Source organism: Psychrobacter sp. I-STPA10 (assembly GCF_021012795.1).
Taxonomy (GTDB): domain Bacteria; phylum Pseudomonadota; class Gammaproteobacteria; order Pseudomonadales; family Moraxellaceae; genus Psychrobacter.
Genome location: NZ_VFYU01000005.1, coordinates 40,746 through 67,733 on the forward strand (window position 1 = coordinate 40,746; position 26,988 = coordinate 67,733).

Annotated in this window: 18 protein-coding genes and 2 tRNA genes; 11 read left to right on the top strand and 9 right to left on the bottom strand. The window is 40.1% G+C overall.

Features of this window, described 5'->3' with window-relative positions:
* Positions 1-50 precede the first annotated feature (50 nt).
* Together nth and FHK89_RS02645 are read right to left on the bottom strand one after the other, a co-directional pair.
* The gene (gene nth, locus FHK89_RS02640; RefSeq protein WP_230656458.1) at positions 51-746 is read right to left on the bottom strand and encodes an endonuclease III; all 696 of its coding nucleotides are present in this window, start codon (positions 744-746) and stop codon (positions 51-53) included.
* Between the two features lie 98 nt (positions 747-844).
* Positions 845-1,801, bottom strand: coding sequence for an RnfABCDGE type electron transport complex subunit B (locus FHK89_RS02645; RefSeq protein ID WP_230656461.1), 957 nt, complete (start codon positions 1,799-1,801; stop codon positions 845-847).
* Between the two features lie 545 nt (positions 1,802-2,346).
* Here FHK89_RS02645 and FHK89_RS02650 point away from each other — a divergent pair.
* Both FHK89_RS02650 and FHK89_RS02655 read left to right on the top strand, forming a co-directional pair.
* On the top strand, positions 2,347-7,707 hold the full coding sequence (locus FHK89_RS02650; protein ID WP_230656464.1) for an Lcl domain-containing protein: 5,361 nt from the start codon (positions 2,347-2,349) through the stop codon (positions 7,705-7,707).
* A 14-nt stretch (positions 7,708-7,721) separates the two neighbouring features.
* The gene (locus tag FHK89_RS02655; protein ID WP_230656467.1) at positions 7,722-8,288 is read left to right on the top strand and encodes an Lcl C-terminal domain-containing protein; all 567 of its coding nucleotides are present in this window, start codon (positions 7,722-7,724) and stop codon (positions 8,286-8,288) included.
* 497 nt (positions 8,289-8,785) lie between these two features.
* On the opposite strand, the gene nudC is transcribed toward FHK89_RS02655, so the two are convergent.
* The 3 genes from nudC to dnaQ all read right to left on the bottom strand — a co-directional run bounded on the left by nudC (position 8,786) and on the right by dnaQ (position 13,139).
* Positions 8,786-9,643 (bottom strand): NAD(+) diphosphatase, encoded by an 858-nt coding sequence (gene nudC / locus FHK89_RS02660; protein WP_230656470.1) that lies wholly within the window; start codon positions 9,641-9,643, stop codon positions 8,786-8,788.
* A gap of 152 nt (positions 9,644-9,795) precedes the next feature.
* On the bottom strand, positions 9,796-11,502 hold the full coding sequence (locus tag FHK89_RS02665) for a hypothetical protein (RefSeq protein ID WP_230656473.1): 1,707 nt from the start codon (positions 11,500-11,502) through the stop codon (positions 9,796-9,798).
* A 212-nt stretch (positions 11,503-11,714) separates the two neighbouring features.
* Entirely contained in the window at positions 11,715-13,139 is a 1,425-nt protein-coding gene (gene dnaQ, locus FHK89_RS02670) for a DNA polymerase III subunit epsilon (RefSeq protein WP_230656476.1), read from the bottom strand.
* A gap of 247 nt (positions 13,140-13,386) precedes the next feature.
* Here dnaQ and FHK89_RS02675 point away from each other — a divergent pair, with 247 nt between their 5' ends.
* The 3 genes from FHK89_RS02675 (at position 13,387) to FHK89_RS02685 (ending at position 15,556) form a co-directional block, all read left to right on the top strand.
* The gene (locus FHK89_RS02675; RefSeq protein ID WP_230656479.1) at positions 13,387-14,013 is read left to right on the top strand and encodes a hypothetical protein; all 627 of its coding nucleotides are present in this window, start codon (positions 13,387-13,389) and stop codon (positions 14,011-14,013) included.
* Between the two features lie 105 nt (positions 14,014-14,118).
* Entirely contained in the window at positions 14,119-14,424 is a 306-nt protein-coding gene (locus FHK89_RS02680) for a hypothetical protein (protein ID WP_230656482.1), read from the top strand.
* A 193-nt stretch (positions 14,425-14,617) separates the two neighbouring features.
* Complete coding sequence (locus tag FHK89_RS02685) at positions 14,618-15,556, top strand: ornithine cyclodeaminase family protein (protein WP_230656486.1); 939 nt, start codon at positions 14,618-14,620, stop codon at positions 15,554-15,556.
* A gap of 46 nt (positions 15,557-15,602) precedes the next feature.
* On the opposite strand, the gene FHK89_RS02690 is transcribed toward FHK89_RS02685, so the two are convergent.
* A tRNA-Leu gene (locus FHK89_RS02690) sits at positions 15,603-15,689 on the bottom strand.
* 141 nt (positions 15,690-15,830) lie between these two features.
* Positions 15,831-15,904, bottom strand: a tRNA-Cys gene (locus tag FHK89_RS02695).
* A 210-nt stretch (positions 15,905-16,114) separates the two neighbouring features.
* Here FHK89_RS02695 and folD point away from each other — a divergent pair.
* Together folD and FHK89_RS02705 are read left to right on the top strand one after the other, a co-directional pair.
* Positions 16,115-16,966, top strand: coding sequence for a bifunctional methylenetetrahydrofolate dehydrogenase/methenyltetrahydrofolate cyclohydrolase FolD (gene folD, locus FHK89_RS02700; protein WP_230656489.1), 852 nt, complete (start codon positions 16,115-16,117; stop codon positions 16,964-16,966).
* A gap of 49 nt (positions 16,967-17,015) precedes the next feature.
* Positions 17,016-19,937: an AAA family ATPase gene (locus FHK89_RS02705; RefSeq protein ID WP_230656491.1), complete on the top strand. Its 2,922-nt coding sequence runs from the start codon at positions 17,016-17,018 to the stop codon at positions 19,935-19,937.
* 105 nt (positions 19,938-20,042) lie between these two features.
* On the opposite strand, the gene corA is transcribed toward FHK89_RS02705, so the two are convergent.
* Positions 20,043-21,203, bottom strand: a complete 1,161-nt coding sequence (gene corA, locus FHK89_RS02710) for a magnesium/cobalt transporter CorA (protein WP_230656660.1) — start codon at positions 21,201-21,203, stop codon at positions 20,043-20,045.
* A gap of 202 nt (positions 21,204-21,405) precedes the next feature.
* Complete coding sequence (locus tag FHK89_RS02715; RefSeq protein ID WP_230656493.1) at positions 21,406-21,792, bottom strand: DUF2237 family protein; 387 nt, start codon at positions 21,790-21,792, stop codon at positions 21,406-21,408.
* A 770-nt stretch (positions 21,793-22,562) separates the two neighbouring features.
* On the opposite strand from FHK89_RS02715, the gene FHK89_RS02720 reads away from it, so the two are divergent.
* The 4 genes from FHK89_RS02720 (at position 22,563) to FHK89_RS02735 (ending at position 26,935) form a co-directional block, all read left to right on the top strand.
* On the top strand, positions 22,563-23,825 hold the full coding sequence (locus FHK89_RS02720; protein WP_442966552.1) for an ATP phosphoribosyltransferase regulatory subunit: 1,263 nt from the start codon (positions 22,563-22,565) through the stop codon (positions 23,823-23,825).
* A gap of 84 nt (positions 23,826-23,909) precedes the next feature.
* Positions 23,910-25,199, top strand: a complete 1,290-nt coding sequence (locus tag FHK89_RS02725) for an adenylosuccinate synthase (protein WP_230656499.1) — start codon at positions 23,910-23,912, stop codon at positions 25,197-25,199.
* Between the two features lie 127 nt (positions 25,200-25,326).
* Positions 25,327-25,773: a MaoC family dehydratase gene (locus FHK89_RS02730; protein ID WP_230656502.1), complete on the top strand. Its 447-nt coding sequence runs from the start codon at positions 25,327-25,329 to the stop codon at positions 25,771-25,773.
* A 73-nt stretch (positions 25,774-25,846) separates the two neighbouring features.
* On the top strand, positions 25,847-26,935 hold the full coding sequence (locus tag FHK89_RS02735; protein ID WP_230656505.1) for a ribonuclease Z: 1,089 nt from the start codon (positions 25,847-25,849) through the stop codon (positions 26,933-26,935).
* Positions 26,936-26,988 lie beyond the last annotated feature (53 nt).

The following is a 26,988-nucleotide window of genomic DNA, read 5'->3' on the forward strand; positions in this document are numbered from 1 at the left end:
TTTAGTACTTATTATTGTACATTATTGGTGATATTTACAGTATTTTTTTTCTAAACCTCCACAAACTCTGCCTTATCCTTAAACATACATTCTTCATACACAGGACACGCCCCACATTTTGGTGTGCGAGCTTGGCACGTATAACGCCCATGTAATATCAAATAATGGTGAGCATCAAGGATAAATTCTTTTGGAATACGTTCAAGCAACTTTTTTTCTACCGCCAATACCGTTTTGCCTGTTGCCAACCCTGTGCGATTACTCACCCGAAAAATATGCGTATCCACCGCCATTGTCGGTTGCCCAAAGGCGGTATTGAGTACCACATTGGCGGTTTTACGTCCGACCCCTGCCAATGCCTCAAGCTCTTTGCGAGTTTCGGGTACTTGGCTGTTATGCTTATCAATTAACATCTGACAAGTTTTGATGATATTTTTACCTTTGGCGTTATATAGCCCGATGGTTTTGATATATTCTTTTAAGCCGTCTTCACCCAATGCCAAAATACTCTCTGGGGTATTGGCAACAGGGAATAGTTTGCGAGTGGCAATATTGACACTAACGTCAGTGGCTTGAGCAGAGAGTATTACTGCAATCAACAGCTCAAAAGTGCTGTTATATTCCAGTTCGGTGACAGGCTCGTCAATGGTATCTGCCAGCTTTTGAAAAAAAGGACGTACTTTGGCGTTTGCCATACGTCTTGATGGTGGGGTATCGGCGGTCTTGTGTTTAACGGCTTTACTCATAAGGATTGATTCATACAGTTGAGTTGGCTAATTAAAGAGGGGTAATGGGTAGGGGTAGGAATAGTTTATCTAAAATTATCTGACGGTCTTACTTTTACCTATCCCATTTCCCACATTGGTATGGAAGATTTTTCCACTTGTGCTAGCTGTGCTTGCAGTTGCTCAAGTTCGGCTTGTTTTTTGGGATTGGCTCGCACCGATAGCTGTTTTTGTAGCTTTTTGATTTTGGTGCGTAGTTTGGCTTGCTCGATGGTGTTTTTGGCTTGAGCCTCATCAATATCAATGCTTTGGTTAGTGGCGTTGTTAAGTTTGGCTTGTACCATACTAACCACAGGTTTAGTGTTGGCTTTGTCCTGCATTTGTTTGGCAACTCGATTTAGGTGAGTATGGTAACGACCGCGCAAATGGCTTTGTTCGGCTTGGCGTTGTGCCTCACTTGGTACGCGCTCAATCTCTACTAAGTCAATGCAGTCAACAGGGCAGGGGGGTAGGCACAGCTCACAGCCAGTACATAGGTCAGTAAAAATGGTGTGCATGTGTTTGCCTGTACCGACAATGGCATCGACAGGGCAAGCAGGGATACATTTGGTACAGCCAATACAGTCATCTTCACGAATGATGGCTCGTACTTCGGTGGGACGTTGGGTATCTGGATTGGTCTGCCATTTAGAAGCAACGGCTTCAAGGTAAGAACGTCCTAATATATCGGCGATATGGTCACTAACAGGTTGCCCACCCGGGACGCATTTATTATGTGCTTCATTTTGCATGACAATGGCGGTGGCATAAGGCAGACAGCCATCAGGGTGGTCGCATAGTCCACATTGGGTTTGTGGTAGGCAAGCATCTATTTGGGCGATAAGTTGCTGTTTGTCTAAAGGGGCTTGCGATAATTGTAATTCATCAAACAAAATAGGCAGATTTTGCAGACGAATTAAGCCTAGCGAGTGTTGCTCACGATACTTACTGTCAGCACCTTGTGTATTATTTGCGGTGCTTGTATGTGTAGGTAGGTTTAGGGTTGTGATGGTGTCTGTATCTGTGTTATTGGGCATAACATAACTTTATATGATTTGGGTTCTGGCGTAGCGAGCTTAGAGTAAGGTGCATGGCTAGAAATCGGATATTCTAACAGGATTTAGTAAAAAAATCCGCCTGAATTGATGTGTCAAAATTACCTATAGTCAATTTCACCACAAGGCAACCAAGTGAAGATAGTACAAGTAGTACATCGAGTGAGGTTAACACCGTGTTGAATTTATATTAGTTATAATATATTTACTATTTAATTATATTTACTAAAAACCAAGACTTTCTTTAGAAAGCATTGGGCTACTTGAGTATGTAACTTTTTTGTTATATAGGCTACTTAAGATTTATAAAAAATTACTAATATTTTTATGATGTTATTTAATTTTACTAAAAATTTTCAATTATAAGGATAAACTTGTTTTTATTTCTGTGATATAACTAGATGTAAAATTTATTTGTTAAAATTAAGATAAAAGTTATCTATACAACCCATCTATAAATAGAATAGAAATTTTGTATCATTGTGTTTTGATATTTTTTTAATTTAACTACATAAGGAATTTGTATCATGAATTGGCAGAATTTAAAGCCCCTTAGTATTGCCGTCAGCACGGCTATGGTATTAACAGCTTGTAGTGGTGGCTCTAGCCATCATGATAAGACTTCAGTAACAAATACACCACCAACCAATGTTCAATTAAAAGAAGTAAGCTCACCATCTCAAGGAGAACTGAGGGTTAGTTGGCTAGCTGCGAAAGATAATAATACGTCACATAAACAGTTACGTTATGAGTTACATGCAGGTGCTAATGCAGACTTTTTGCCCAATAAAAGTACGCAAATATATACAGGCAAAAATGTCACTTCTGCCAAAATATCAGATAAGCTGCAAGCAGGCAAAAAATACTATATTAAACTGGTAGTGATAGATAAAGAGGGAGCAAGTACAGTCAGTGAGGGTATGCCTATTGTCATTACCGATAACAAGAATAGTGAGACTAAAAACCATACAGACATCAAAGGCTCAATCGATAGCAAATTATTTGCTTATGGTGGCAAAATTAACCTTGCCAAAGCCAATACACCTGATACCAGCCTAGCCAGCATAAATAGCACTGATGGCAATTTTACCCTAAAAGATGTGGATATTAAGCCACAAGATTATTATCTACTCAGTATTCAGCCCTTTGCTGAAAATAAAAAACCCTATATCGGCAACTTAAAACTACTCATCACAGGGCAAGAGCTAAAACAAGCTAAAAATATCAATATCAACTTATTAACCGACATGGCATATCGCTTTGCCATGCACAGCAAAAATCCTCAAAATAACCAGCAACTTAGCCAAGCACTCAATCAATTTGCCAAATTGGTCACCCAAGACATTAACAACGACCAACAAGTCAATTATCAAGACCTATATAACTATCAAGACACTGCCAATAACAAATTAAAATTACTGGTCAACCAAAGCGATTTGTATAACTATCTGTTACCACTGGTACTCAATAACGCAGATACAACCCAACTATTACAACAACAAATCGCCCTATTAAATCCTAAAATTACCCTAAAAAATGGCAACTTCCAAGCCTTACCCGTTGCGAATCAAACCCTAAAATTAGACTTTATCCCTGATGGTTTAGAAGTTCGTTATCAGCTTAATAACAAGCCCATTACAGGTGACACCTTATCTATTAATCAAGCAGACGCTTATACCATCGAAGCTAAGGTGTATCAAGGTGATACTCTGATTTATAGCACGGTGACTGATTTGGTCGCTTATCAGAGTCAGCCTGTCAAGCAACGCATTAGCACTGATAGCGATAATCATAGCCAAGTCATTAGCGTAGAAAGTGACGTTAGCAAGCATAACTTAGGTGGTCTAACCGTTGAAGTACCTGATGGCAACCCCACCACTGCTCAGCAAATCCAAGTCTCGGCAATGAAAGACGCTTATATCCCTACCAGACGGGAAATTGGTATCGCTAACCCCTTTGAGTTATCGCCTTCGGGAGCAAACTTTGACAAGCCTGTATTGGTCACTGTTCCTGTCAATCTTGACTATGTCAGCAATATTAATGACATTGTCGTCGCTCGGCAAAGTGAGAACGGCACGATTGATATTGTCCAGCCTGAATTTGTTGATATGCAAAAGGGGCTGGTCGGCTTTAAAACCTCACACTTTACCCGTTTTCAGATTAAGTCAAAATATTGGTTTGGCTTGGGTGGGCATAGTCAAAATAGCCAAACTACCTTGGATACAGTGCGTAATTTAGACCCACGTTTTAAAAACTTATCAGACCAGCGTATCTTAGATATCTTAAATACGCCTGTTACTGATGAATTAGCAGTGTTTGACTTTTATCAAGACTTTGTCGTGAGCAAACAAAGCAAGCAGTTGATTGCCAATGGTCAATATATGGACGCATTAAAACTACGTAATCCCAATGCTGAAATTACCAATCAAGGACAAAAGCTATTTCGTGATTTAAACAGAACGTTAGAGATTGCCCAAAGTGTGACAAATATTACTAGTTCAGCAGGTAGTCTAGTAAAATATAAAAATAATGAAATATTTGAATTTACCAAAGATGGTGTTAAGCAAGTATTAGGTGACCTAACAAAATTATTGGGTATTCCTAATAGCCCCACTGATTTATTCTTTAAACCCTATGAATATGTGCAAAAATCATTGAATAACTTATTTGGTGTACTTAACAACCAAAATGTTGGCTTTTATTATCGTGAAGGCAAAGCATTAGAAGATGTACTAAATAATTTTGGTGCAGATAAAGAGCGTATGATTCATCTGATTGAGCAGATGAAAACTAAAAATGAGAATTTTCAAGAAGCATCAGCACAGCGAGAGCTTATTAAATTGCTGTCTGCAAGCAATAAAACCCTAGAGGACAACCAAAACCCAAGAGTATCTGCTTATCTTAATATTAATGACAATAAAAAATTCACCAGTGGGCTAACCGAAACCATCAACTATAGTATAGATAGTGGTGGACTACCCAATATTGGGCAAGGAAAACAGCAAGTCACGGTACGCTTGCGTTTGGTCAATCGTAACGACCCTAATACTATCGATAAATTTGGTAGAATATCGTTATCAAAACCGCTACTTGAACAGCAACAAACCATTACCCTAAATGCTGATGGGCAGTATCAAGGTAGCTTTAAAGTCACCATGCCGAGTACCAAAGACAAAATCGTACCCACGGTTCGGCTAACCGTTGCCAATGATGACGCACAAAGGGTAGATAATGCTGATAAATCCATCACCATCTACCCCAAAACTATCGTGAAAAAGCTTGATATTAGCCAGCAACCTAACGTCAGTTATCAAAAGTTATCCTTTAGACACCCCGAGAGAAATCCTGTCTGTTTTAACTTTAACTATCAGCTATATAACGATAAGCAAGAAAAAATCTTTGCCCAAAATGTCAGCTTTGACCCACACATCAACGGTCAAGCCATTGATACCAAAGATAATAGCCTATACCAGTACAGTAGTGATGGCTTTCAATACTGCTCCAATGCCATTGACCTGCAAACACACCCAGAAAAATATCGCAACTTTACCATCACGCCAAAAATTAATGATAACACCATTGATAACCAAGCAACCCTAAGCCCACGCCAATATGACTTAGTCAAAGCGTATGACAATTACCTTTACCAAACCAAAAACAAGCCTGCCCAATTTAAGCTTTATGCAGACCAAAGCGACTGTTTGGGAGGTGCTCCTTTTGATGGTCAAGGACATACCTTTGCCAAAGGCTCACAAGTCTGTGCCAGTATTGATTTGAGCAACATCAAACAGGTCAATCAAGTCAATCTAAACGGACAGCTTATCAGCGGTGAAACAGCCATTAATCAACTAAAACGCAATCAAGGTCATAACTCACAGCTAGAGGCGACTTATCTGGTGACCATGAGTCAAAACCTGCAAAACTTCCAGCCCTATATCAATGTCACCTATATAGACGGTAGCACAGGCACGATAACTGCCCCAACCATACAAGTGCTACCCTTTGACAAACAGCTAACCAATTATCCAGTAGATAGTAGCAAAACCCGTGTACAAAATCTTGAACATGGGCATATCAGTGTCAACCAACCAACCCTGATTATTGCCAATGGGCAACAGCTCCCCAGCAACCTACAACTTATCAGCAGTAACCCACAAGATACCTGCAATGCCATCTCAGCTAGCCCCACTCGTATCTTGTACGACTGCACCTTTACCCAAACAGGCAAACACAGCCTAACCCCAACTGTTGACACACTAGGTATTGGCAAACCGCTCACCATCATGGTCAGCACTGCCAGCCAGCAAAATACACCGCCTGTCATTCATCGAGTAAGCAGTACGGGCAATCAAATTGGTGGTGGTACAATCAACCTAACCGCCCATGCCTCAGACGCAGATAATGACACCCTAAGCTACCAATGGCACGTACGCAACCTAAGCGACAGCACCGCCGATAAGGTCAGCATCATCAGTGGGGCAAGCAGTGACAACCTCACTCTACAACTGCCTCATGCCAAAGCAGATAGCAATACCGTTGTAGCGACCCTTGTCGTAAGTGACGGCAAGGGACATCAAGTCAGCCAAAATAAAATCATCAGTTATGGCAAAGCCAACTTGCTAACCACTGTCAAACAAACCATTGGCAACTTTATCCCTGACCTAAGCGGTGTCACCACTGCCCTTGCCAACGTCTATATCTATATCACTGACGCACTGGGCAAACTGGTTCAATTGACTACTAAAGCCGACCAGACAGGTCATTATCAACTTGACCACACCAGCACACCACAAGTACCCAAACTGCAACAAGGCAATTATGAAATCCTTACCAAAACGGTCGCACCCGATGGCACAATAGAGCGGGCAAATAATACAGGAACCATGCTTGCAAAAGCACAAATGGACTTCCCAACCACTGCCAGCACCAGCCGTGACTACAAAGCCACTGCTCACTTTGCAGACTGCCCAACCATCGTTAAGACTAACTGGGGCGATGGTAATATCGACCAGTTTAACCAAGATGTCAGCAATAACCGCTGTCAAACGGACATCAAGCTCAGCCACCGTTATCAAAACGCTGGCGAGCAAACTATCCAAATGACCGCCATCATGGCAAATGGCAATCAATATATTAATAATAGTAAGGTGGTGGTGGAAAAAGGCGGTAAGGAAAGCTACTCCACACTGCCTGTGACAGGTATAACAAGTTGTGTAAATGGTACAAAAGGTATGCTTGAATGTAGCCTACAAGCTTTAGGTAGTGACTGGTATGGACTGGGTCAAGATGGCGAAATACAAGCAGGTCAGCCAATGAGCCATACTTTGTTACACCATAACGGCGAAACCTGTATTAAGGATAACGTTACAGGATTGGTATGGGAACGAAAAACCAGTGATGGTGGCTTAAGAGATAAAAATCATCGTTATACATGGTATAACTCTGCTCTTAAAAATAGTCCTGCAGGTTATGAGGATAGATATGATTATGAAGTAAAATATGACAATAACAAAATTATGTCTTATGGTGAAACTTGTAATTATAGCCTAGCTAAATGTAATACCCAAGCCTATATCGAAACCCTAAATAATACCAACTATTGTGGCTATAATGATTGGCGACTGCCACAAATGGAGGAGCTATCCAGTATTGTTGATTATTCAAAAGTATTATCAGATGAGGATAGACAAGCTGGTAAAAATATTTTTGCCAGTCCGCTATTTATAACGGCTGATTATGAGAAGGTTCAATCAACTTATGGTGGTAGTAGTATTTGGTCAAATGAGATGAACGCAGGTAGCAGGGTATGGGTTAAGGATTTTTTGTATAGGGGCGATGATAATACTATGGATAAACAGGATTATTTGTTTATTATTGCAGTACGCTAAAAGGAGATATAAAAATGAATATAAAATATGTGATGTTTTGTTTATTTACCAGTTTATTAAGTAGCGGTTATACATATGCTTATTGTCCGCATGATGTGGCAGTTACCAAACCTAATAGTAGATACCAAATTTTAACAAGTGGCTCAGAAGTATTGGATAAAAAAACCAATCTTATCTGGCAACGCTGTTCATTAGGATATACATGGAATGGTACAACTTGTAAGTATGATGAAAAAATAGGTGAAACCACATACACATGGCAGGAGGCGTTAAAAGCCAGTCAAGCATTAGGAAATGGCTATCGCCTACCTAATATTAAAGAGTTAGAAAGTTTGGCTGAACGTTCCTGTTCTCCCATGATTAATGAAAAAATGTTTCCAGATATTTCTATTATTCGTCTTGGTGGACATCGTTGGGTTCAGTTTTGGTCAAGTAGTGCAAGATTTACTTCCAAAAATTCAGGTCGAATGGCTTATTCTTTTGGCTATATAAGCTTGGGTGTTGGCAGTTCTTCACTAGCTCGCTTCAATTTTGTCAGACCTGTACGAGAGAATACTAATCCCCTGCTAAACTCCCCTTAATAGAGAAAATGTGCAGGATATAGCTCCCCTCCCTTTGGGACGTTAATCGATAACCACCCCCTGACCCCCTCCTTAAAAAGGAGGGGGGACATATCTTTTAGAATTTGGGAAGGGAGCTAGACTTTGAAACACAAGCACCATTTAAAAAGAACGTTCCCTCCCCTTGATTAAGGGGAGGGCTAGGGAGGGGTTTAACTTAGTAAATCAGAAAAAATATTGATGGAGGGGTTATATGACTCAAAAATTCGCCCCACCTAACCTCCCTTTTTTGGAATTTCTATTTAAAGCCAATTCTATAAAAAGCCCCTTGCAAGTCTAAAATTGCAGTACCTGCTTTGATAAATAGGCTTTAACGGCTCTCAGGGGGAGGAACTGCAACACTTTTAGAAATTATGCAGGATATAGCTCCCCGCCCTTTGGGAGGGGCTGGGGGAGGGAAAAGACGTAAAGCCATACTCGAAATGGGGAGGGAGTAAAAGAGTTAAGTTAGGCAAGCTCTAACTTAGCTTATTTAAATCTCTATTCCTCACCTTATCAATCAACTGATATGCAATCGTGCCTTTATCAGGAATTTTTGGCAAATTATCAACATCAAAAAATTTCGCATCACTCAGTTCTGCTTGCTCAATGACAATATTCCCTGCTTTATAATCGACAATAAAACCCATCATCAGATTGGACGGATAAGGCCAAGGCTGGCTGGCGATATAACGAATATTACTCACGGTTAATCCCACTTCTTCCTTTACCTCACGGTGTATGGCTTGCTCAAGGCTTTCACCCACTTCGACAAAACCAGCTATCAAGCCATACATTGGGCGTTGGTCGGGCTTGCTATGGCGGTGATGATGCGCCAGCAAAATTTGTGGTTGTTGGGTGGCAGGATTAGTACGAGTAATGGCGATAATCACACAAGGCTGAATACGTGGATATTGATGCAAATCACAGCTAGGACAGACCATAGCAGGTTCTCCGCTAGCATGGGGCTTTGCCTGTGTGCCACAACGACTACAAAATCGGGTTTCCTCTTGCCAACGCAGTAGTTGCATGGCATGAGTAATGGCAGTGACTTCATTAACAGCAAGCTGAGTTAATAACGCTCGATAAGGGATAAACTCTGCTTGAGAGTCCCAAGTTATGTCGTGCTTTTGGGCAAAGGTCGTGGTGATGGCGTGATTTACATGGGTTAAAGCTCCCATATCTTTAGCCCCTATTTGAGACAAATTGAGCGCTACGCTACCTTGTAGGGTTAAGGTAGTGAGGTCAGATAGCGATAGAATATAAGGGGTGTATCCTGTTTCAGTTGGCAGACATAAGATGTTATCTTGTTGCAGAATAAGGGAGGAAATGGACATAACAGTAGACCTAAAAAGAGGGTAATAAAATAGGCTGACATCAACAAGATGTCAGCCTATTGTCAGTTAGAGCGTCAGACATGTTAATCAAACTAAATGGCTTAATGATTGTGTAGCATGTCACTTATAAAAATTGTCACTTATAAATAAGCTTAGGCAGCCGCTAATAATTTATTTAAACTGTGATGACCAACCTTCATTGCATGTGTGCCAACAGGTTGTGTATTTTCTAGTCCTTGCAATTTATAATCTACAGCCATAAGTATATTGGCAATATAATTTAAGACTGATATCTCTATAATGCCATCGCTATTAGCGGCAACAACTGCGGGTAGATTGGTAGTCATAAAGTCGGTAAGCTTAGCAAGTAAATTTGCCGCATCTTTGAGTCCAAGAAAGCGCAGTGCACCAGATACTTGTTGTATTGCTTCTGAGCAGTCTTGGATACTGGCAAAATCTTTAGCATCGTTACTAGCAACGGCATAGGCATTAAAAGTTTGCTCAACATTGGCAAGGGCAACTCGACTTTGTTTAATCAATGTCTCATAAGCAGTATCTAGTTGATACAAAGAGATATGTGGGTCGTGTAGTGGTAAAGTGATTGCTCCTGGTGTGTGTGACTTTGCCATTTGGATTGCTGCATTTTCTGCAATCATCATCTCTGCTAGCAGTGTATCAAAATCTTCGGGTGTTGGTGTTTGCCAAGCTTCGACTTGTTTGGCAGCACCTGCTAAGGCACGACTGGCATTAGGTAAATCTAGTAAGGTCAGTACTGAACTTAAATGTGTTAATTTTTGTGCAATTTTTTGTGCATCACTATCAGAAGGATTGTGGTCATCAGCACGAGCAAAGGTATCTACTTGTTCTTTGATACTGCTAATCTCGGTTTGAATCAACTCATTTAAGGTATCAGTGACTTCACGGTTTGGTCCAAACAAGAAGCGTTTCATGGCAGCTATTTGTTGCTCGTCCAAACGATTGCCAACATATTGCTGTTTCAGACTTTGAGCCAGTTCATGTTCGCGCTGACAGGCAAGACTCACTAAATCAGCAAAGCGGCGGTCTGTGGCGGGCAGATAGTCATGAAACTGTTGCTCAAGATAAATAAGGGTACGTTTTTGTGGATTTGTCAAAGGCAATAAACTTGCTAAATCTTTGGTTGCGGCTGCGGCTGCTTGCCAAAATAGACAGTCAGATTGTTTAGCAGGTATGACACATGCTTGAGCCATACTCGATAATTTGAGTTTGTCTTGTTCACTCAGCACCCCATCTGTATTGGAGAGAGCAACCTCTAGACCCGCACGATATGCAGTGGATAGTAATTGAATATCTAGATTTAAGCGGCTAAGTGGCTGATAGTTTTGCTCAGGATTGGCGATAGAGATGCTAGAGTGACCATAGACACTAAAACTCTCTTCACTGACCAGTTCACGACCTGTAGACTGATTAATACGATTAATAACAGGAATTAATAGGCTTGGTTCTAGGGTTTCTTTGAGTAAAACAAATTCAATATAGCGACCTAAGGTCATCACACCTTCAGAGATGTCTAAAATAAGCTCATCATCCGTATTACCCTCTGTGTCATATAATCTTTGCAGACCTGCTGCAATTGCTGCTGCCAAATCGCTACCACCACACAATGAAATCAAATTAAGTACAGAAGTAATTTGCTGCAATACTTCTATCGAATCAAGTAATAAGGGTGCTTTTGATACATCATCATTAAACTGACTCAAGTTTTTTTCTGTGTTTTTTAAAGCAGTATCAATTTCATTGCGTAGTAAGTGTAATGAGGGTAAGTCAAAATTGGTCGTACTAATAGTATTTGACTTTTGAGCATTATTAGCGGATAGCATAGTGATCATTCCAATAAATATTATAAGATGAGTCTGTTGTCTGTTAAATCAGTGTTGATGTTATTTTGTATATGATGATAAGTCCAAATTTAATTATAGTCAAAAACTGGATAAAAAAAACCAAATAACTCTCTAAATATCAATCTATAAGAGAAAATTTATAAAAAATACATTAAGATTTATGCTTTAGCGAGCTTGCTTGGCAAATATATCTAACTCCATTTGCTGGCAAGCTCAGGATAATTCTCACTAAGCTTGTTTAACCAGTTTTGATGTGCTTCATCATCAGTGATTGAGTGAATCAGTTGATTGGCAAGATGTGCAAATGGCTTATGAGCACCTCCTGTATCACTCATATTCACTTCATCAATGGCCAAAGAGACCTGCCCACCAGTCATTGCTAAATATACTTCGGCGAGAATTTCAGCATCGAGCAATGCGCCGTGAAAAGTACGATCTTGTTTACCAACATTGAGCCTGCGTACTAGCGCATCTAGGGTGTTTTTTTGTCCTGGATATTGTTGTTTTGCCATGGTCAGTGAGTCGGTGACATGTACCTGTTGTACAAAATCTTTGAGTCCAACTTTATCAAACTCCATCGACAAAAAGCCCATATCAAAAGGGGCATTGTGAGCGATGATTTCAGCACCTGCCATAAAGTCATACAGTGGTTGTGCCACTTGTGCAAAAGTCGGTTTGTCAGCCAAAAATGCCTCAGAGATGCCATGAATACGGATCACTTCTTCATCCATACCCCGCTCAGGATTGATGTATACATGTAGCTTCTCACCCGTAAACTTGCGCCCGATCAGCTCTACAATGCCCACTTCAATGATGCGATGCCCTTTGTTTGGATCTAACCCTGTGGTTTCAGTATCCATAATCAATTGTCGGTCTGCTTCACCGTGATGTATTGGTTTTGGTAGGCGTGGACGAAAATTTGGATTGGCTCGGCTGGTGTCACCATCAAACTCGGGTAGCTCTTTTTGTTCTAATAAGCTGTCATCTTTTGCGTCTGTTATTGTGTCATCTATTATTTCAGCAGCCAAATCTTCTGCATCTAGCGCATCAAACCCTAAAATATCATTGGTTAGCCAGTCTTGTTCATCAACATGATAATTGTTATTTATACTATTGCTATTTTGGCTATGCTGTTGTGGCGTATTGTTTGTGCTAGAATTTGCCACTTGCGCAGCTCCTTGATTGGCAAGCTCATCTGCTTTTTCATTGCCTGCATGTCCTGCATGACCTTTGACCCAGTGCCAATCGACTTGACGAGACTGGCAAAGTGCATCTAATTGTTGCCATAACGCTTGATTGGCAACGGGTTTTTTACTGGCAGTCATCCAGCCTTTTTGTTTCCAGCCATGTATCCAAGAGGTAATGCCATCTTTGACGTAGCTAGAATCTGTCCAAATCTCTAGGCGCATATTTGTAGGGCTGTTTTGTAAGGCTTGAATTGCGCCCATCAGTTCCATACGATTGTTGGTGGTTTGTGGTTCACCGCCAAAAAGAGATTGTGTTTGTCCATCAGCAAATATCAAATAAGCACCCCAACCACCCACGCCAGGGTTGCCTTTACAAGCACCATCAGTAAAGGCAACCGTCGTATTTGGTTTGGCAGTGAGTACAGACATACAACCTCATCGAGTAAGAAATAGAGTAAAAAGAATTTTTTGCTTTGATTAGCAGCATATTATAGCAAAATAGTGTCTTGGTTTTTTAGCTGATTTTTTATTAGCACAGTAGGAGGATTTGTTAGTTATCTCTGTTGTATCAGTTACATCTGCTGGCTAAAAACAGGCAAAAAAATTTGCTAAAATATAGCACATACTGATATACAAATATTCCCTTACTCTTTGTCACACTCATATTGGAAATATAATGCCCCATCATAAGGTAGCTAATTTGTCTAAAGTCCATAATAAGCTTTATCATAAACATCATCAATACGCTTTAAACCTGTTTGTTGTGGTATTGGTCACTATGGGGCTAGTGAGTTGTGAGCAGACAAATAATAATAATATCACTAATGAGCCAGTCACTATAAAAGAAGCTGATTTTGATGCATTTGCAGGTTGTTATACTGTAACCTATGGAGAGCCTGCACAGATTAAAATCAGCAAGCAGGCAGATGGTTGGGTGATGCAGATGAAAGAGCCTGCCAGAAAAAACCGAGTATGGGATATGCCAGAACCACTACAAGAGGTTGATAAGCGTCAGATTGGGCAGTATTTTTCGATTGATGGACAGCATGTGACCGCGATGATTGGTAGACCAGATAGAGTATTGGTATTAGCGCATGTTACTGAGGCGTATACCAATATTGATCCACTGCTTGATAGCCAGTATTTGGCATATATTTATCAAGGTGCAAATACCATTTATAAAGTACCTTGTGATAATACCAATACTGATATTGTAGCAAATCCACATGCCAATATTATTATTGAACAAGTTACGCCTAGTAATGAGGCTGATACGATGGATAAGACCAATTCGCTAAAATAACTGATAATTGATCGCTGTCAAACTTATTTAGCTGGCTAAATATAGATACTAAAGAGTAGACACTAAAGCCAATCAAAAAATATCACTGATAAGTAAGGATAAGGTGTGGGATTTTTAAATTATTTATTATTAGGTACATTAGCATTTGCTTCAGGGTGGGCAATACGTGTGTATGTATTGGCTAAAAAGCCAGACCCAAAAAGACCTTATAGCCTAAAACATCCTGTTATTTTATCTTATTTGGCAATATTTTTTGCCATTATGTTACTGGTATCTTGGTTAATAGGAAAGTATTTATTAGGTCATGAGCATTTAGATGTGCCATTTGTGTTAGTGAATTCTGCGGTGGCAACCTTTGTATTCTCGTTTGGTATTAGCCCCGATTTAGCAGGCTATGATGTGCCTGATTGAGCCTATATTTGGTATCAGATGACTAACTTCTAATACTCCACTCTCAACTTGTTTTTCTAATCTGATTTTACTAGCGTCAAAAGAAGTTGAGAGTGAGGTTTCTAATAGTCAAAACCGTCTTTATTAAAACCAAAGGGCGGTTTATTTTTTTTGTATCAATAAAGTTGTGTTCATTGTCTAAATAGGATTTGTTATGAAAATTTTTGATAAACAGCAAACCATTGCTGCCATGCCTTATGATGCTTTAATTGAAGCCATTTGGCAGATGTTTAAACAAGGCTGTGTGGTACCACGTCGTCATATTCATTCTATTGATAGTGATGATGCAGGTTCGACATTGCTGATTATGCCTGCATGGCAAAAAAATCATTATCTTGGCATTAAACAAGTCACTATTTATCCTGAAAATAGTAAAAAATTTGGCATTGCAGGGCTGTTTTCAACTTATACCCTATTTGATGCAAAAAATGGTATGCCCGTTGCTGTTATTGATGGTGATGCCATTACTTGTCGGCGAACCGTCGCTGCATCGGCTCTAGCTGCCAAATTCTTAGCGCGTAAACAGTCTAAGAAATTGCTGATTGTGGGTGCAGGCAATGTTGCTCGTGAACTTGCTTTTGCTTATGCTGAGGTGTTTGAGTTATCAACCATTGAGGTGTGGAATATCACTTATGAGCGTGCAGTTAATCTTGCCAATGAATTGCAAGCCAAAGGTTTTTCTGCTGTAGCAGTTAAGGATCTGAAAGAGGCTGTTAGTCGTAGTGATATTGTTAGTTGTGCCACATTATCGACTGATGCCTTGATACGACGAGAATGGGTTAAAAAGGGCACACATATCGATTTAATTGGTAGCTTTAAACCTAATATGCGTGAAACAGATGATGCCATGTTTGCAGACACTTGTGTATTTGTAGACACAAGCGAGGCTTTAGACAAAGCGGGTGACTTACTCTCACCTATGGCAGCAGGTGTATTAAACCGTGATGAGGTGAAAGCAGATCTAGAAGCATTATGCCAAGGTAAACACCAAGGTCGCCTACATGATGAGGAGATAACAGTCTATAAAGCGGTAGGCACAGCGATGGAAGATTTGGCAGCGGCTATTTTAGTATATGAAAATAGTACATCATAAACATCAATAAAAAAGGCTTCCAATTGCTTGGAAGCCTTTTAGTATATGGTACCCGGAGCCGGACTTGAACCGGCACGCTATTTCTAGCGAGGGATTTTAAATCCCTTGTGTCTACCAATTTCACCACCCGGGCAAAACTTGTGTTATCAACTTTGTTTGATAGTGTTGATAAGTGAGGCGTATTATAATGCGTTATAAAAATAAAGCAAGTAATAACATCACAATAGATTAAAAATCTTTTTTTAACCACATCAAACATATTGATGATAAAAACTGGAGGCTGGAGCCGGAATCGAACCGGCGATCATGGAGTTGCAGTCCAGTGCATTACCACTTTGCTATCCAGCCAATTAAGGCTGACTATATTAACAAACTGATTATAAATTACAAGCAGTTTTTTTAATTATATGGTAAAAATAAAATTTTTTTTTGCAACAAGCGCTATCTGTCCTCAGAATCGCCATAATTTGATATGATGACAGACAAGTATGGATATTTTTTACAATAGCATATCCACTTGAATTGAAATAATCTTTAGTCAAACCATAGGGGAGAGATATGTCAGCCATTAAGCTAGATGGTAAAGCCTTAGCCAAGCAAATAGAGCAGGATTTAAGTACGCGCGTACAAGCGATTATTGACAAAACAGGGCGTACACCCATATTAGCCACCATATTAGTGGGTGATGATCCTGCCTCAGCGACGTATGTGCGTATGAAAGGCAATGCCTGTCGCCGTGTGGGCATGGAATCAATCAAAGTAGAAATGCCTAGTGCAACCACCACCGACGAGCTACTAGCCAAGATAGAAGAGCTGAATAACAATCCTGATGTACATGGTATTTTGCTGCAACATCCTGTGCCCAGCCAAATTGATGAGCGGGCGTGTTTTGATGCCATTGCCCTCGAAAAAGATGTTGATGGCGTCACTTGTCTTGGGTTTGGGCGTATGAGTATGGATGAGCCTGCCTACGGTTCGTGTACTCCGCAAGGTATCATGCATTTGTTGAATCATTATGACATTGAATTGGCTGGTAAAGATGCGGTAGTTGTTGGACGTAGTGCTATTTTAGGCAAACCAATGGCACAAATGCTGCTCAATGCCAACTGTACAGTAACCATCTGTCATTCAAAAACGCAAAATTTGGCAGTGCATGTCGGTCGTGCTGATATTGTGGTAGGGGCAGTGGGCGTCGCCGAGCTGATCAAAAAAGAGTGGATTAAACAGGGCGCAGTGGTGGTGGATGCAGGCTTTCATCCGACTGATGATGGTGGTGTTGGTGACATTGAGCTGGCAGGCATTGAAGAGATTGCCAGTGCTTATACCCCTGTACCAGGTGGGGTTGGACCAATGACCATTAATACGCTGATTCGGCAAACGGTTGAAGCAGCAGAAAAAGCAGCAGGTTAAATATTCTGCCAATTGGTAATGAATAGGTTTTCACCATTTAGGAAATTTAATGAAAATTTTGCATTATAACGCATTAAATGGGCAAGAAATTCCCAATTATGACAAAGTATGTCAAGCCATTGCTGATGATGATTTTGGGCGTGCTGATGTCAAAAAAATTGGTGAAAACCTATATCGTGCCAAACTCAATCGTCAAGATCGGCTATTATTTGCCTTATATCAATATCAAAGCCAAACCTATGCGTTAATGCTAGAGTGGATAAAAAATCATGACTATGCGTCCTCTCGTTTTTTGAATCGAGGCGCACGTATTGATGAAGATTTGATTGAGGTGGTAAAAACGGTACCTGATACCAAGCAAGAATTGACCTATGTCAATCCAACCCACCAAGATTTCGCATGGCTGGGCAAATGTATCTCATTTGATGATGTGCAATACTCCATATATCAAAGTGCTGCACCTTTGGTAATTATTGGCTCAGCTGGTAGTGGCAAAACCGCTTTAATGCTCGAAAAAATCAAACGAATAAAAGGGAAGGTATTATATGTCAGTCTGTCGGCATATTTAGTCAAAAATGCTCAAGATTTATACCACAGCAATCATTATAGCAATGATGCCCAGCAAGTTGATTTTTTTAGTTATCAAGAATTACTAGAAAGTATTCATATACCATCGGGTAACCCTGTAGATTTTACGGTGTTTAGAAGCTGGTTTTTGCGTCACAGACAAGGCAGTGGTATTGATGATGCCCATAAGCTGTTTGAAGAGTTTCGGGGTGTATTGACCAGTACTGATATTGACCATGGTTATCTGTCTTATGAAGATTACCACAATCTAGGTATTCGTGAGTCTATTTATCTAGACAAAGAGCGGGAACAAGTATATCAATTATTTGAAAAATATTTAAAATTTGTTGGAATTACCAACACGCATCAAGACAGTACAAATAATGATATTGAGCGTGATGACGACCAGTATTACGATACCAATTTGGTGAGTCATGTTTGGCTTAACAAATTACAACCTACCTATGACTTTGTGGTGGTGGATGAAGTACAAGACTTTACCAACATCCAGTTGTATCTTATCTTGAGATTGCTTAGACAAAGTGGGCAGTTTTTGTTGTGTGGTGATGCCAATCAAATTGTGCATCCCAACTTTTTTTCGTGGAAAAAAGTAAAATCCCTTTTTTATCAGCAAAATGAGCTGCAAGGCGGCGATGAGTTGATTCGCATTTTGCATACCAATTATCGTAATGCCCCAGAAGTCACCAATATAGCCAATCGAATTTTGCAATTAAAAAATCTACGTTTTGGCTCGATAGATAAAGAAAGCCATTACTTAGTTAATAGTAATGGACAAGTACAGGGTCAAGCCTTGTTGTGGCAAGATAAGCCAGAATTATTGCAACAACTGAACCAAAAAACCCATAGATCTACCCAATATGCGGTGATTGTTTTACATGATAGTCAAAAAACAGCGGCAAAAAAATATTTTAATACTCCATTAATCTTCTCTATCCAAGAAGCAAAAGGGTTGGAGTATGAAAATGTTATTTTATATAATTTTGTTAGTGTAGAACAAACCCGATTTTCACACATTAGTGAAGGAATTGAGCCTCAAGAATTAGATGGTAAAGAATTAAATTATAGCCGTAATAAAGATAAAGCGGATAAATCACTTGAGGTGTATAAATTTTATATCAATGCCTTATATGTGGCATTAACACGGGCGATAAAAAATGTTTATTGGATAGAAAAAAATCATCAACATCCGTTATTTAATCTATTAAAAGTATCATTGACTCAAACAGAAAACTTAGATATCCAAGACAATGCTTCAAGTATTGAAGAGTGGCAATTAGAAGCACAAAAACTTGCCATGCAAGGTAAAACAGAACAAGCTGAACAGATTTGTCACGATTTATTACAACAACAAAAGGCAGATTGGATTGTTTATGATACAAAAAAACGGGATGATTTGCTAAAAAGAGCAGTGGTGCAACAAGAAAAGAAAGCGGGTATTGAATTATTAGAATATGCCCAAGTTTATGATAACTTAAATTACTATCATCTACTCAAAGTAATGGGATTAAAAGCAGCACAACGCCCCATGTATTTTAGTCATAAAAATTTATTACACAAACATTTTTATATTTATAGTAGTAATAATACCAATAATATTGAGAAAAAAGTGGATCAATACGGTATAGAATATCGTAATATGTTTAATCGTACCCCAGTTATGAATGCCGTCTGGGTAGGTAATGCCGCGTTAGTGACTCGGTTGGTGCAAAGAGGCGCTGACATAGATGCCGTCGATAATCAAAATAATAATGCGTTGCAAATTGCCTTAAAAAACTCGGTTGTTAGTTTGCGGGATAAAAAAGAGCATGATGAAAATTATCTAGAGGGAAAAATTAAATATGCTCAATATATCTTGCCAGAAATCTATGATGATATTGCCCCTGCCAGTATCAGTTTGCAAATTAAAGGGCAGTTGGTGAAATTAGAACAGCATTTAATGGAATACTTATTGGTTCATCTGATGCTAGTAATGCTGCCTAATAAAGTTTTTCAGATAACTAAGAATAAACAATATTTTTGTCCTGTATTTACCACTGCTGATATATTACAAGCAATTAAATATATTCCGAGCAGTATTCTACCAGAATATCGGCGCAAGCGAGCTTATATTGGTAGTGTGTTATCAAAAAATGAGGCTTCACGAGATGAGCTTTACAATCGGCGTTTATTTTATCGAGTCAATCGTGGAGAATATATCCTCTATCCAAAAATGAAAATAAAAATTAAAGATAAATGGGTGTCGATTATTGATATTGAAGACTATCATATAGCAGATAAAGAAATTTACAAAAAAATGTTATGGATGAATATTTATGATAAACATTTACTTGCTATGTTATTAAATGCAAATATAAAAGGACTTAAGACAGACATGCCAGTTTAGCCATAGATTGTATGTTTCAATATTGTAAACGTTATTGTATATTTGGGTTAGCCATTAGCTATTACAATTAGCCACTTGATAGTGGTTAACTATGACAGACTACCTTTACAGCCAGCCCGACTTTTTAAATTGATGGTATAAAATAGCACACACCGTCACGATGATGACTAGAATTAAAAAATAACCATACTTCCAGTGCAGCTCAGGCATATTATCAAAGTTCATGCCATAAATACCTGCCACTGCCGTTGGCACAGCCAAAATCCCCGCCCAAGCAGCCAATTTGCGCACCACCTCGTTCTGCCCCATGTTCACCATTGCCATATAAGTATCCATCGCCACACTGAGCATCTCATTTAGCCCATTGACTGCATCCATCGCCCGCAGCAGATGGTCATTGACATCGCGGAAATATGGTTTAGAGGCGTTGGGGAATGCTGCTACTAACTCATTTTTTTTATGATTGATAAAAAAATTACAAATATCTTGTACTGGTAGCATCACCGCGCGCATGTGTACCAACTGTGATTTTAATTCATACAAACTTTTGAGCGTCTCTTTACTAAATTCATAAGAAAAAATATTGCGCTCCTGCTCACGCAAATAGCTACCAAGCCTATCAGTAATTGGCAAATAATTATCCACAATAAAATCCAAAATCGCATGTAGAACAAAAATAGGACCTAAGCGCAATTTTTCAGGATGGAGATGGCAATGATGCCGCACCGCTTGATAAGAATGGGACGCACCTGAGCGAATGGTAATGATATAGTTTTTACCCATAAACATTGCTGTTGTACCATAACAAATCACATTGCCATCCAGCTTTGCTGTGCGTACCACCACAAATATCGTCTCGTTGCCATAGCTTTCTACCTTGGCACGCTGGTGGTCGGTAAATGCATCCTCAATCGCAAGCTCATGCAAATCAAACGCCTTTTGTACCTCGGAGACTGTTTCAAGACTTGGATTATGCAGTCCTAGCCAAATAAACTGATTATTATTGGTTAGCGTCTTACTCACCTCATCAAGCCCAATCTGCTCTAAATGCTTACCAGTCTTACGTGAATAAGAATAGCAATTAATCATCTCGTCCTTGCCAGATTGGTGTATCTCTTCTAGACGATCAGCTTTTGGGTCATATATAGGCAACATGTCATAACTGGGCTCTTCACCCCCCTCGATATCACCATAAAGAAAACTATTATCTGCCATCAAATGCGAATGTCTGGCTGCCAAATGCTTATGGCTACTTTGTGTACTCATTGCCGTTGGCGTATTTTTCGCCTCCGTTAGACTCAAATCCCCCTTATCTGAACTGGTAGAACCTGACATAATCTAACCCCTAAAAATAGTTACAGTCTCATATCTAAACGAATGTCTAAAATGCACAATCTACTTTCTACTTTGATAGGCATCGGCTCAAGCGGTGATGGATTGAGCGATTTATATGGTTTGCTTGTTCTTGTTAAAGGGCAAACTCTTTTAGCGTCTCTAAATCGACCAAATTTAGCAAACTTTCATGACATGCTTCAAGTTTGAGTGGGGGTGCAACCCCATGATTATAAGCTTCCACCCAACGTAGTGCACACAAGCACCAATAATCCCCAGGTTGCAAACCACCAAAGCCAAACTCAGGAATTGGTGTAATCAAATCATTGCCACGAGCAGCAGAAAAGTTTAAAAATTCACTGGTCATCTTAGCGCATACTGTGTGTTGCCCCGCATCACGCGCACCTGTATGACAAAAACCATTGCGAAAATAGCCCGTTAAAGGCGCAAAACAACAACTGGCAAGATTGCCACCTAACACATTGCGTTGATTAAATTCAGGATCGGGTAAATTGTGACTCATAACAAATACTCGCAACAAAAAAGGAGGATAACCCAAGTAATATGCCATCTGTGCATATTGATATGTGTTATTTTAACTTGATAAAATGAAGTGGATAAAACTGACCGCAAAATAGTAACATATCCTACCCTTACATGGGATGCTTTGCATAGGTTTTATATGTATAACGTCATTTTAAAGGGGTATGAGGTTAATAAGCGTTAACGGTTAAGTCAGCATCAAGTGAAATAGAAATTGAAACGTAACTATAAAACTAGCAACAAACGCATCAAAATATTGCCTAACCCTATGACAAAAACCTTGTCTATGCTAGACTAAATAATAAGAGTGCTTCACTAATATAGCTAATATAGTCTGCCTACGATAAATCCACCACGGTGTTAGCTACGCTTACTGTGCGACTTGTACTATCTGCGCTTGCTTGCCTTGTGGTGGCATTATATTAGATTGACGATAGCAATGGTGGCAAAATAGTTTGAAAATTATACTGCCCTGAATAAATGACAGCTCTATGTTCTTATCATAATTTAGCCACTAAATAAAAAAGAGGGCGGAGATGAGAACAAACATTAAGATATTTAGGCATCATCCATGTCAATGATGTTTATAATAATATTTTACTCACAGTTTTTCTTACATACTTTATTTTACTAATAACGCTTTGGTGTTCATACTGTTGCCCATTTCTATGAGAAATGACAGAGTATAACCACACCAAACAAGGATTGATTGTGTCTGATTTTTCCGATTCATCGAATACCAATACGCCAATACCAACTGTGCCGACTACCCATTTGACTGCTGTATCTGATACTGCCAATATTTGGTTATTACCCGATGGGGTGACAGATTTGCTATCAGATGAAGCGCAAAAGCAAGAAATGCTACGTTATAAGCTCACCCAGCGACTTGTACGCCATGGTTATGAGTTGTTATGCCCACCGATGATTGAATATACCGAATCATTACTTAATAATGCGTCAGAAGACCTAAAACGGCAAACCTTTAAAATCATCGACCAGCTCACAGGTAGGCTCATGGGAGTGCGGGCGGATATTACCCCACAAATCTTGCGTATTGATGCGCATTTAAATCAGCATCAAGATAGTCAGCACATTGCCCGTTATTGCTATGCAGGTCATGTGATTCATACTTTGCCAAGTGGACTATTTGGCTCACGCACACCGCTACAATTGGGTGCAGAGATTTTTGGTTGTGCCAATATTAGTGCGGATATAGAGCTATTAGATGTGCTGATAGCATTATTTGATAGTGTCGATATTCAAGCGACTTTGCATGTGGATATTGGGCAAGTGGCGATTTTTAAACGCTTGTGCCAATTAGCCAATCTAAGCGAGGGTAACGCCCAGCATATGATGAGTTTGTATGCCAATAAAGCCTTGCCTGAGCTAAAAGATTTTTGCCAACCATTACCACTTGGTGCTGATTTTTATGCGTTGGCTGCGCAAGGGCACGACATGACATTATTACGTAGTACGCTGTCTGCTACGGTACAACAAGATAGTATCATTACCGCAGCGATGGACGAGATCAGCCATATCAAACAGCATCTTGAGCAAACGTGGCAATGTCAGGTAAGTATTGATATCACTGAATTATCAGGTTATCACTATCATACGGGGCTGGTGTTTAATGTCTATCTCAACAATGAGTCACAGCCTGTTGCTCGTGGTGGACATTTTGAGGGTATGGTGATTAGCAGTCCACAAGCTATGCAAATACAATCCCAAACCCCTCGTCCTGCCACAGGATTTAGTCTAGATTTAACCCGTCTCCAAAACTATATAGACTTGCCAATACAGTCATTGGTGGTGGTGGATTATGAAAGTTATCAAAGCCTAGCTGATGATGTAAATAGCGAAAAAGCCAAACGCCTACAAGCGAAGATAGACGAGCTACGTGGCGAGTACAAATTTAGAGTGGTTAAGCCCTTAAGTGCTGAAGATAGTCAAGCTGATATGACTCATCGTTTAATATGGGTAGAGGGTGATTGGCAGCTAGAAGCCAAATAAGTCCAAATAAGTTCAGTCTAATTTTTATTTATTCTAATTTTTATTCATTTATAACCGTTTATTTATAACTCATAAGGAACAATCATGGGAAAGAATGTTATCGTTTTAGGTAGTCAATGGGGAGACGAGGGTAAAGGTAAAATCGTTGATCTGCTGACTGAAAAAGCCTCTGCCGTCGCTCGTTTTCAAGGTGGACACAATGCGGGGCATACCTTAGTTGTCGATGGCGAAAAAACTGTGTTGCATTTGATTCCATCAGGTATCTTGCGTGAAGGCGTGACCTGCTTTATCGGTAATGGCGTGGTGCTTGCTCCTGATGCACTATTAGAAGAGATTGCTGATCTTGAAGGTAAAGGCGTACCTGTACGTGAGCGTCTGCGTATTTCACCAAACTGTCCCTTAATTCTGCCTTATCATGTGGCACTGGATCAAGCACGTGAGAAAAAACGCGGCACAGGTAAAATTGGCACAACAGGACGTGGTATTGGTCCTGCTTATGAAGATAAAGTGGCTCGTCGGGCGATTAAATTGGCAGACTTGTTCCGTCCAGACTTAGAAGAAAAATTGCGTAACTTGATTGAATATCATAACTTCCAGTTAACACAATATTATAAAGTCGATGCCATTGATTTTGATGAAACTTTTGCATTGTGTCAACAATGGAAATCTGAGCTTATTGAGCTTGTCACCGATGTTGCCGAAGGTTTAGACCAATTGCGCCGTGCAGGTAAAAACTTAATGTTTGAAGGCGCACAAGGCACATTACTAGATATTGACCATGGTACGTATCCTTTTGTCACCAGCTCTAGCACCACAGCAGGTGGGGTTTCTACTGGTACAGGTATTGGACCTTTGTACTTAGATTATGTATTGGGCATCACCAAAGCTTATACCACTCGTGTGGGCTCAGGGCCTTTCCCAACTGAGCTGTTTGATGATGTGGGTGCACACCTTGCCAAAGTTGGACATGAATTTGGCGCAACCACAGGGCGTGCGCGTCGTTGTGGTTGGTTTGATGCCGAAAGCTTGCGTCGTGCGGTGGTGTTAAATTCACTATCGGGCATCTGTTTAACCAAGCTAGATGTGTTAGATGGCTTAGATGAGATTCGCATTGGCGTGGGCTATGAGTTGCCTGAGACTGAGTGTGCAGGGGCGCATGATGGCGAGTTTTATGAGTCAGTAACACCAAAATATGAGACATTGGCAGGCTGGAGTGAATCGACTGTTGGTATCACCAATTATGATGATCTACCAGAAAATGCCAAAGCGTATATTAAGCGCATTGAGCAGTTGATTGATTGCCCAGTAGATATCATCTCTACTGGCCCTGACCGTGATGAAACCATTGTATTACGTGATCCGTATGATGCGTAAAATGTTATCTTAAAATAAGATAAATGAAAAAAAGAACGGCATATTTGTCGTTCTTTTTTATATGTGTTAGGGTCAGTTTTATTCCCTAAGATTTTTAATAGAGAAAATTAGAAAAAGGAGTAGGTTGATGGATAAAGTATACTTAGAGGACTTAAAAGTAGGCGACACATGGACAAGCCGTGAAGTAGTGATGACTGCCGATAGCATCAAAGCCTTCGCCAAAGATTACGACCCTCAGCCTTTTCATTTAGATGAAGATGCTGCAAAAGATACTTTCTTTCAAGGCTTGGCTGCCAGTGGTTGGCATACGGCATGTATCACCATGCGCTTATTGGTAGAGATGCTGCCACTTGCCGATGGACTCATTGGCGCAGAAGCAAATCTACGCTGGCCTGCACCAACAAGACCTGATGATACACTGCATGTCGTGGCAAAAATCACCGATATCAAGCCATCTCGCTCTAAGCCAGACCGTGCTATCGTCAGTTGGCAAATAGACACCTTAAATCAAAATGGTGATTGTGCGCAAAGCTTTGGTTGTAAAATGTTGGTATTTCGCCGTCAGCAATCCTAAAATATCTATCACTTATCATTTATTAATAGATGATGAATAATACAAGCAGCATACGCAATAACAGGCAAACTCCATGTTACAACTCACCTTTTTGGGAACATCTGCAGGCTTACCTACCAAACATCGTAATGTCACAGGTTTAGCCGTTGAATGTGTCAATCACTATTTGGCAGGGGATAAACAAAACAGTAAGCACAAACGCCCGTGGGTATTAATTGATTGTGGCGAAGGGACACAGCATCAGTTATTACACACCAAGCTATCATTGCACCAGCTTACTGCAATTTGTATTACTCACATGCATGGAGACCATTGCTATGGATTGGCAGGTTTGCTGGCAAGTATGGCAATGGGAGGGCGCAAAACCGAGCTGACCTTAATTGCGCCACTTGCCATGAGCAAGCTACTTGACACCCTCACTATTACTACTGAGTTATATTTTCCGTTTAACATTGAGTTTATTGCCATTGAGACTTTGCTAGACAGTCAAAATGGACAAATAGATTTCCATTTTTCTGACCAGCATCAGCTTCATATCCAAGTTACCAAACTATCACACCGTACCCCAGCTTATGCGTTTAGCCTGACTCAAAGCCTAACGCAGCGCAAGCTTGACCATCAAGCCTTAGCACAAGCGAATGTCCCCGCAGGACCTTTATGGGGCAAAATCCAACAAGGCGAGGACATTAGTATAGATGGTCGCACTTTATCTGCCGACACTCTAAGCCATATCCATACCCAAAGCATCAAAATCATCATCGCAGGTGATAACGACACTCCAGAGCTACTTAGCAAGGCTTGCGATAATGCTACCTTATTGGTTCATGAAGCGACTTATACGCAAGCTGTTCTTGAGCGAATCCAACATAAGCAGCAAACAGGACAAATGGCAATCGACCCGATGCACAGTAGCGTCCAATCCATCGCTCAATTTGCACAAAGTGTTGAGTTACCCAATCTGATTTTGACTCACTTTAGCGCCCGCTATCAGCCTTACGAAGATACCGACAGTGATACAGCCAACATGGCACACATTCGGGCTGAGGCAACTGCGTATTATCATGGCAACCTGTGGCTTGCCAAAGACTTTGCTAGCTATCGTGTTGATGATAATGGAGTAAAACTTATTTCATCTCCAGAACCTGTAGCTCATAAGTCTTGATGAGTGTTATTTTGTTCATCACAGTATAATTTGCATAAAAATTGAATCATCAG

What these genes read in the sequence shown, in the direction of transcription:
- FHK89_RS02645 (WP_230656461.1), bottom strand. Translation starts at nt 1,801, where the DNA reads ATGCCCAATAACACAGATACAGACACCATCACAACCCTAAACCTACCT.
- FHK89_RS02655 (WP_230656467.1), top strand. Translation starts at nt 7,722, where the DNA reads ATGAATATAAAATATGTGATGTTTTGTTTATTTACCAGTTTATTAAGT.
- corA (WP_230656660.1), bottom strand. Translation starts at nt 21,203, where the DNA reads ATGAGTACACAAAGTAGCCATAAGCATTTGGCAGCCAGACATTCGCAT.
- FHK89_RS02665 (WP_230656473.1), bottom strand. Translation starts at nt 11,502, where the DNA reads ATGCTATCCGCTAATAATGCTCAAAAGTCAAATACTATTAGTACGACC.
- nudC (WP_230656470.1), bottom strand. Translation starts at nt 9,643, where the DNA reads ATGTCCATTTCCTCCCTTATTCTGCAACAAGATAACATCTTATGTCTG.
- FHK89_RS02730 (WP_230656502.1), top strand. Translation starts at nt 25,327, where the DNA reads ATGGATAAAGTATACTTAGAGGACTTAAAAGTAGGCGACACATGGACA.
- FHK89_RS02715 (WP_230656493.1), bottom strand. Translation starts at nt 21,792, where the DNA reads ATGAGTCACAATTTACCCGATCCTGAATTTAATCAACGCAATGTGTTA.
- FHK89_RS02650 (WP_230656464.1), top strand. Translation starts at nt 2,347, where the DNA reads ATGAATTGGCAGAATTTAAAGCCCCTTAGTATTGCCGTCAGCACGGCT.
- FHK89_RS02735 (WP_230656505.1), top strand. Translation starts at nt 25,847, where the DNA reads ATGTTACAACTCACCTTTTTGGGAACATCTGCAGGCTTACCTACCAAA.
- folD (WP_230656489.1), top strand. Translation starts at nt 16,115, where the DNA reads ATGTCAGCCATTAAGCTAGATGGTAAAGCCTTAGCCAAGCAAATAGAG.
- dnaQ (WP_230656476.1), bottom strand. Translation starts at nt 13,139, where the DNA reads ATGTCTGTACTCACTGCCAAACCAAATACGACGGTTGCCTTTACTGAT.
- FHK89_RS02725 (WP_230656499.1), top strand. Translation starts at nt 23,910, where the DNA reads ATGGGAAAGAATGTTATCGTTTTAGGTAGTCAATGGGGAGACGAGGGT.
- FHK89_RS02685 (WP_230656486.1), top strand. Translation starts at nt 14,618, where the DNA reads ATGAAAATTTTTGATAAACAGCAAACCATTGCTGCCATGCCTTATGAT.
- FHK89_RS02675 (WP_230656479.1), top strand. Translation starts at nt 13,387, where the DNA reads ATGCCCCATCATAAGGTAGCTAATTTGTCTAAAGTCCATAATAAGCTT.
- FHK89_RS02705 (WP_230656491.1), top strand. Translation starts at nt 17,016, where the DNA reads ATGAAAATTTTGCATTATAACGCATTAAATGGGCAAGAAATTCCCAAT.
- nth (WP_230656458.1), bottom strand. Translation starts at nt 746, where the DNA reads ATGAGTAAAGCCGTTAAACACAAGACCGCCGATACCCCACCATCAAGA.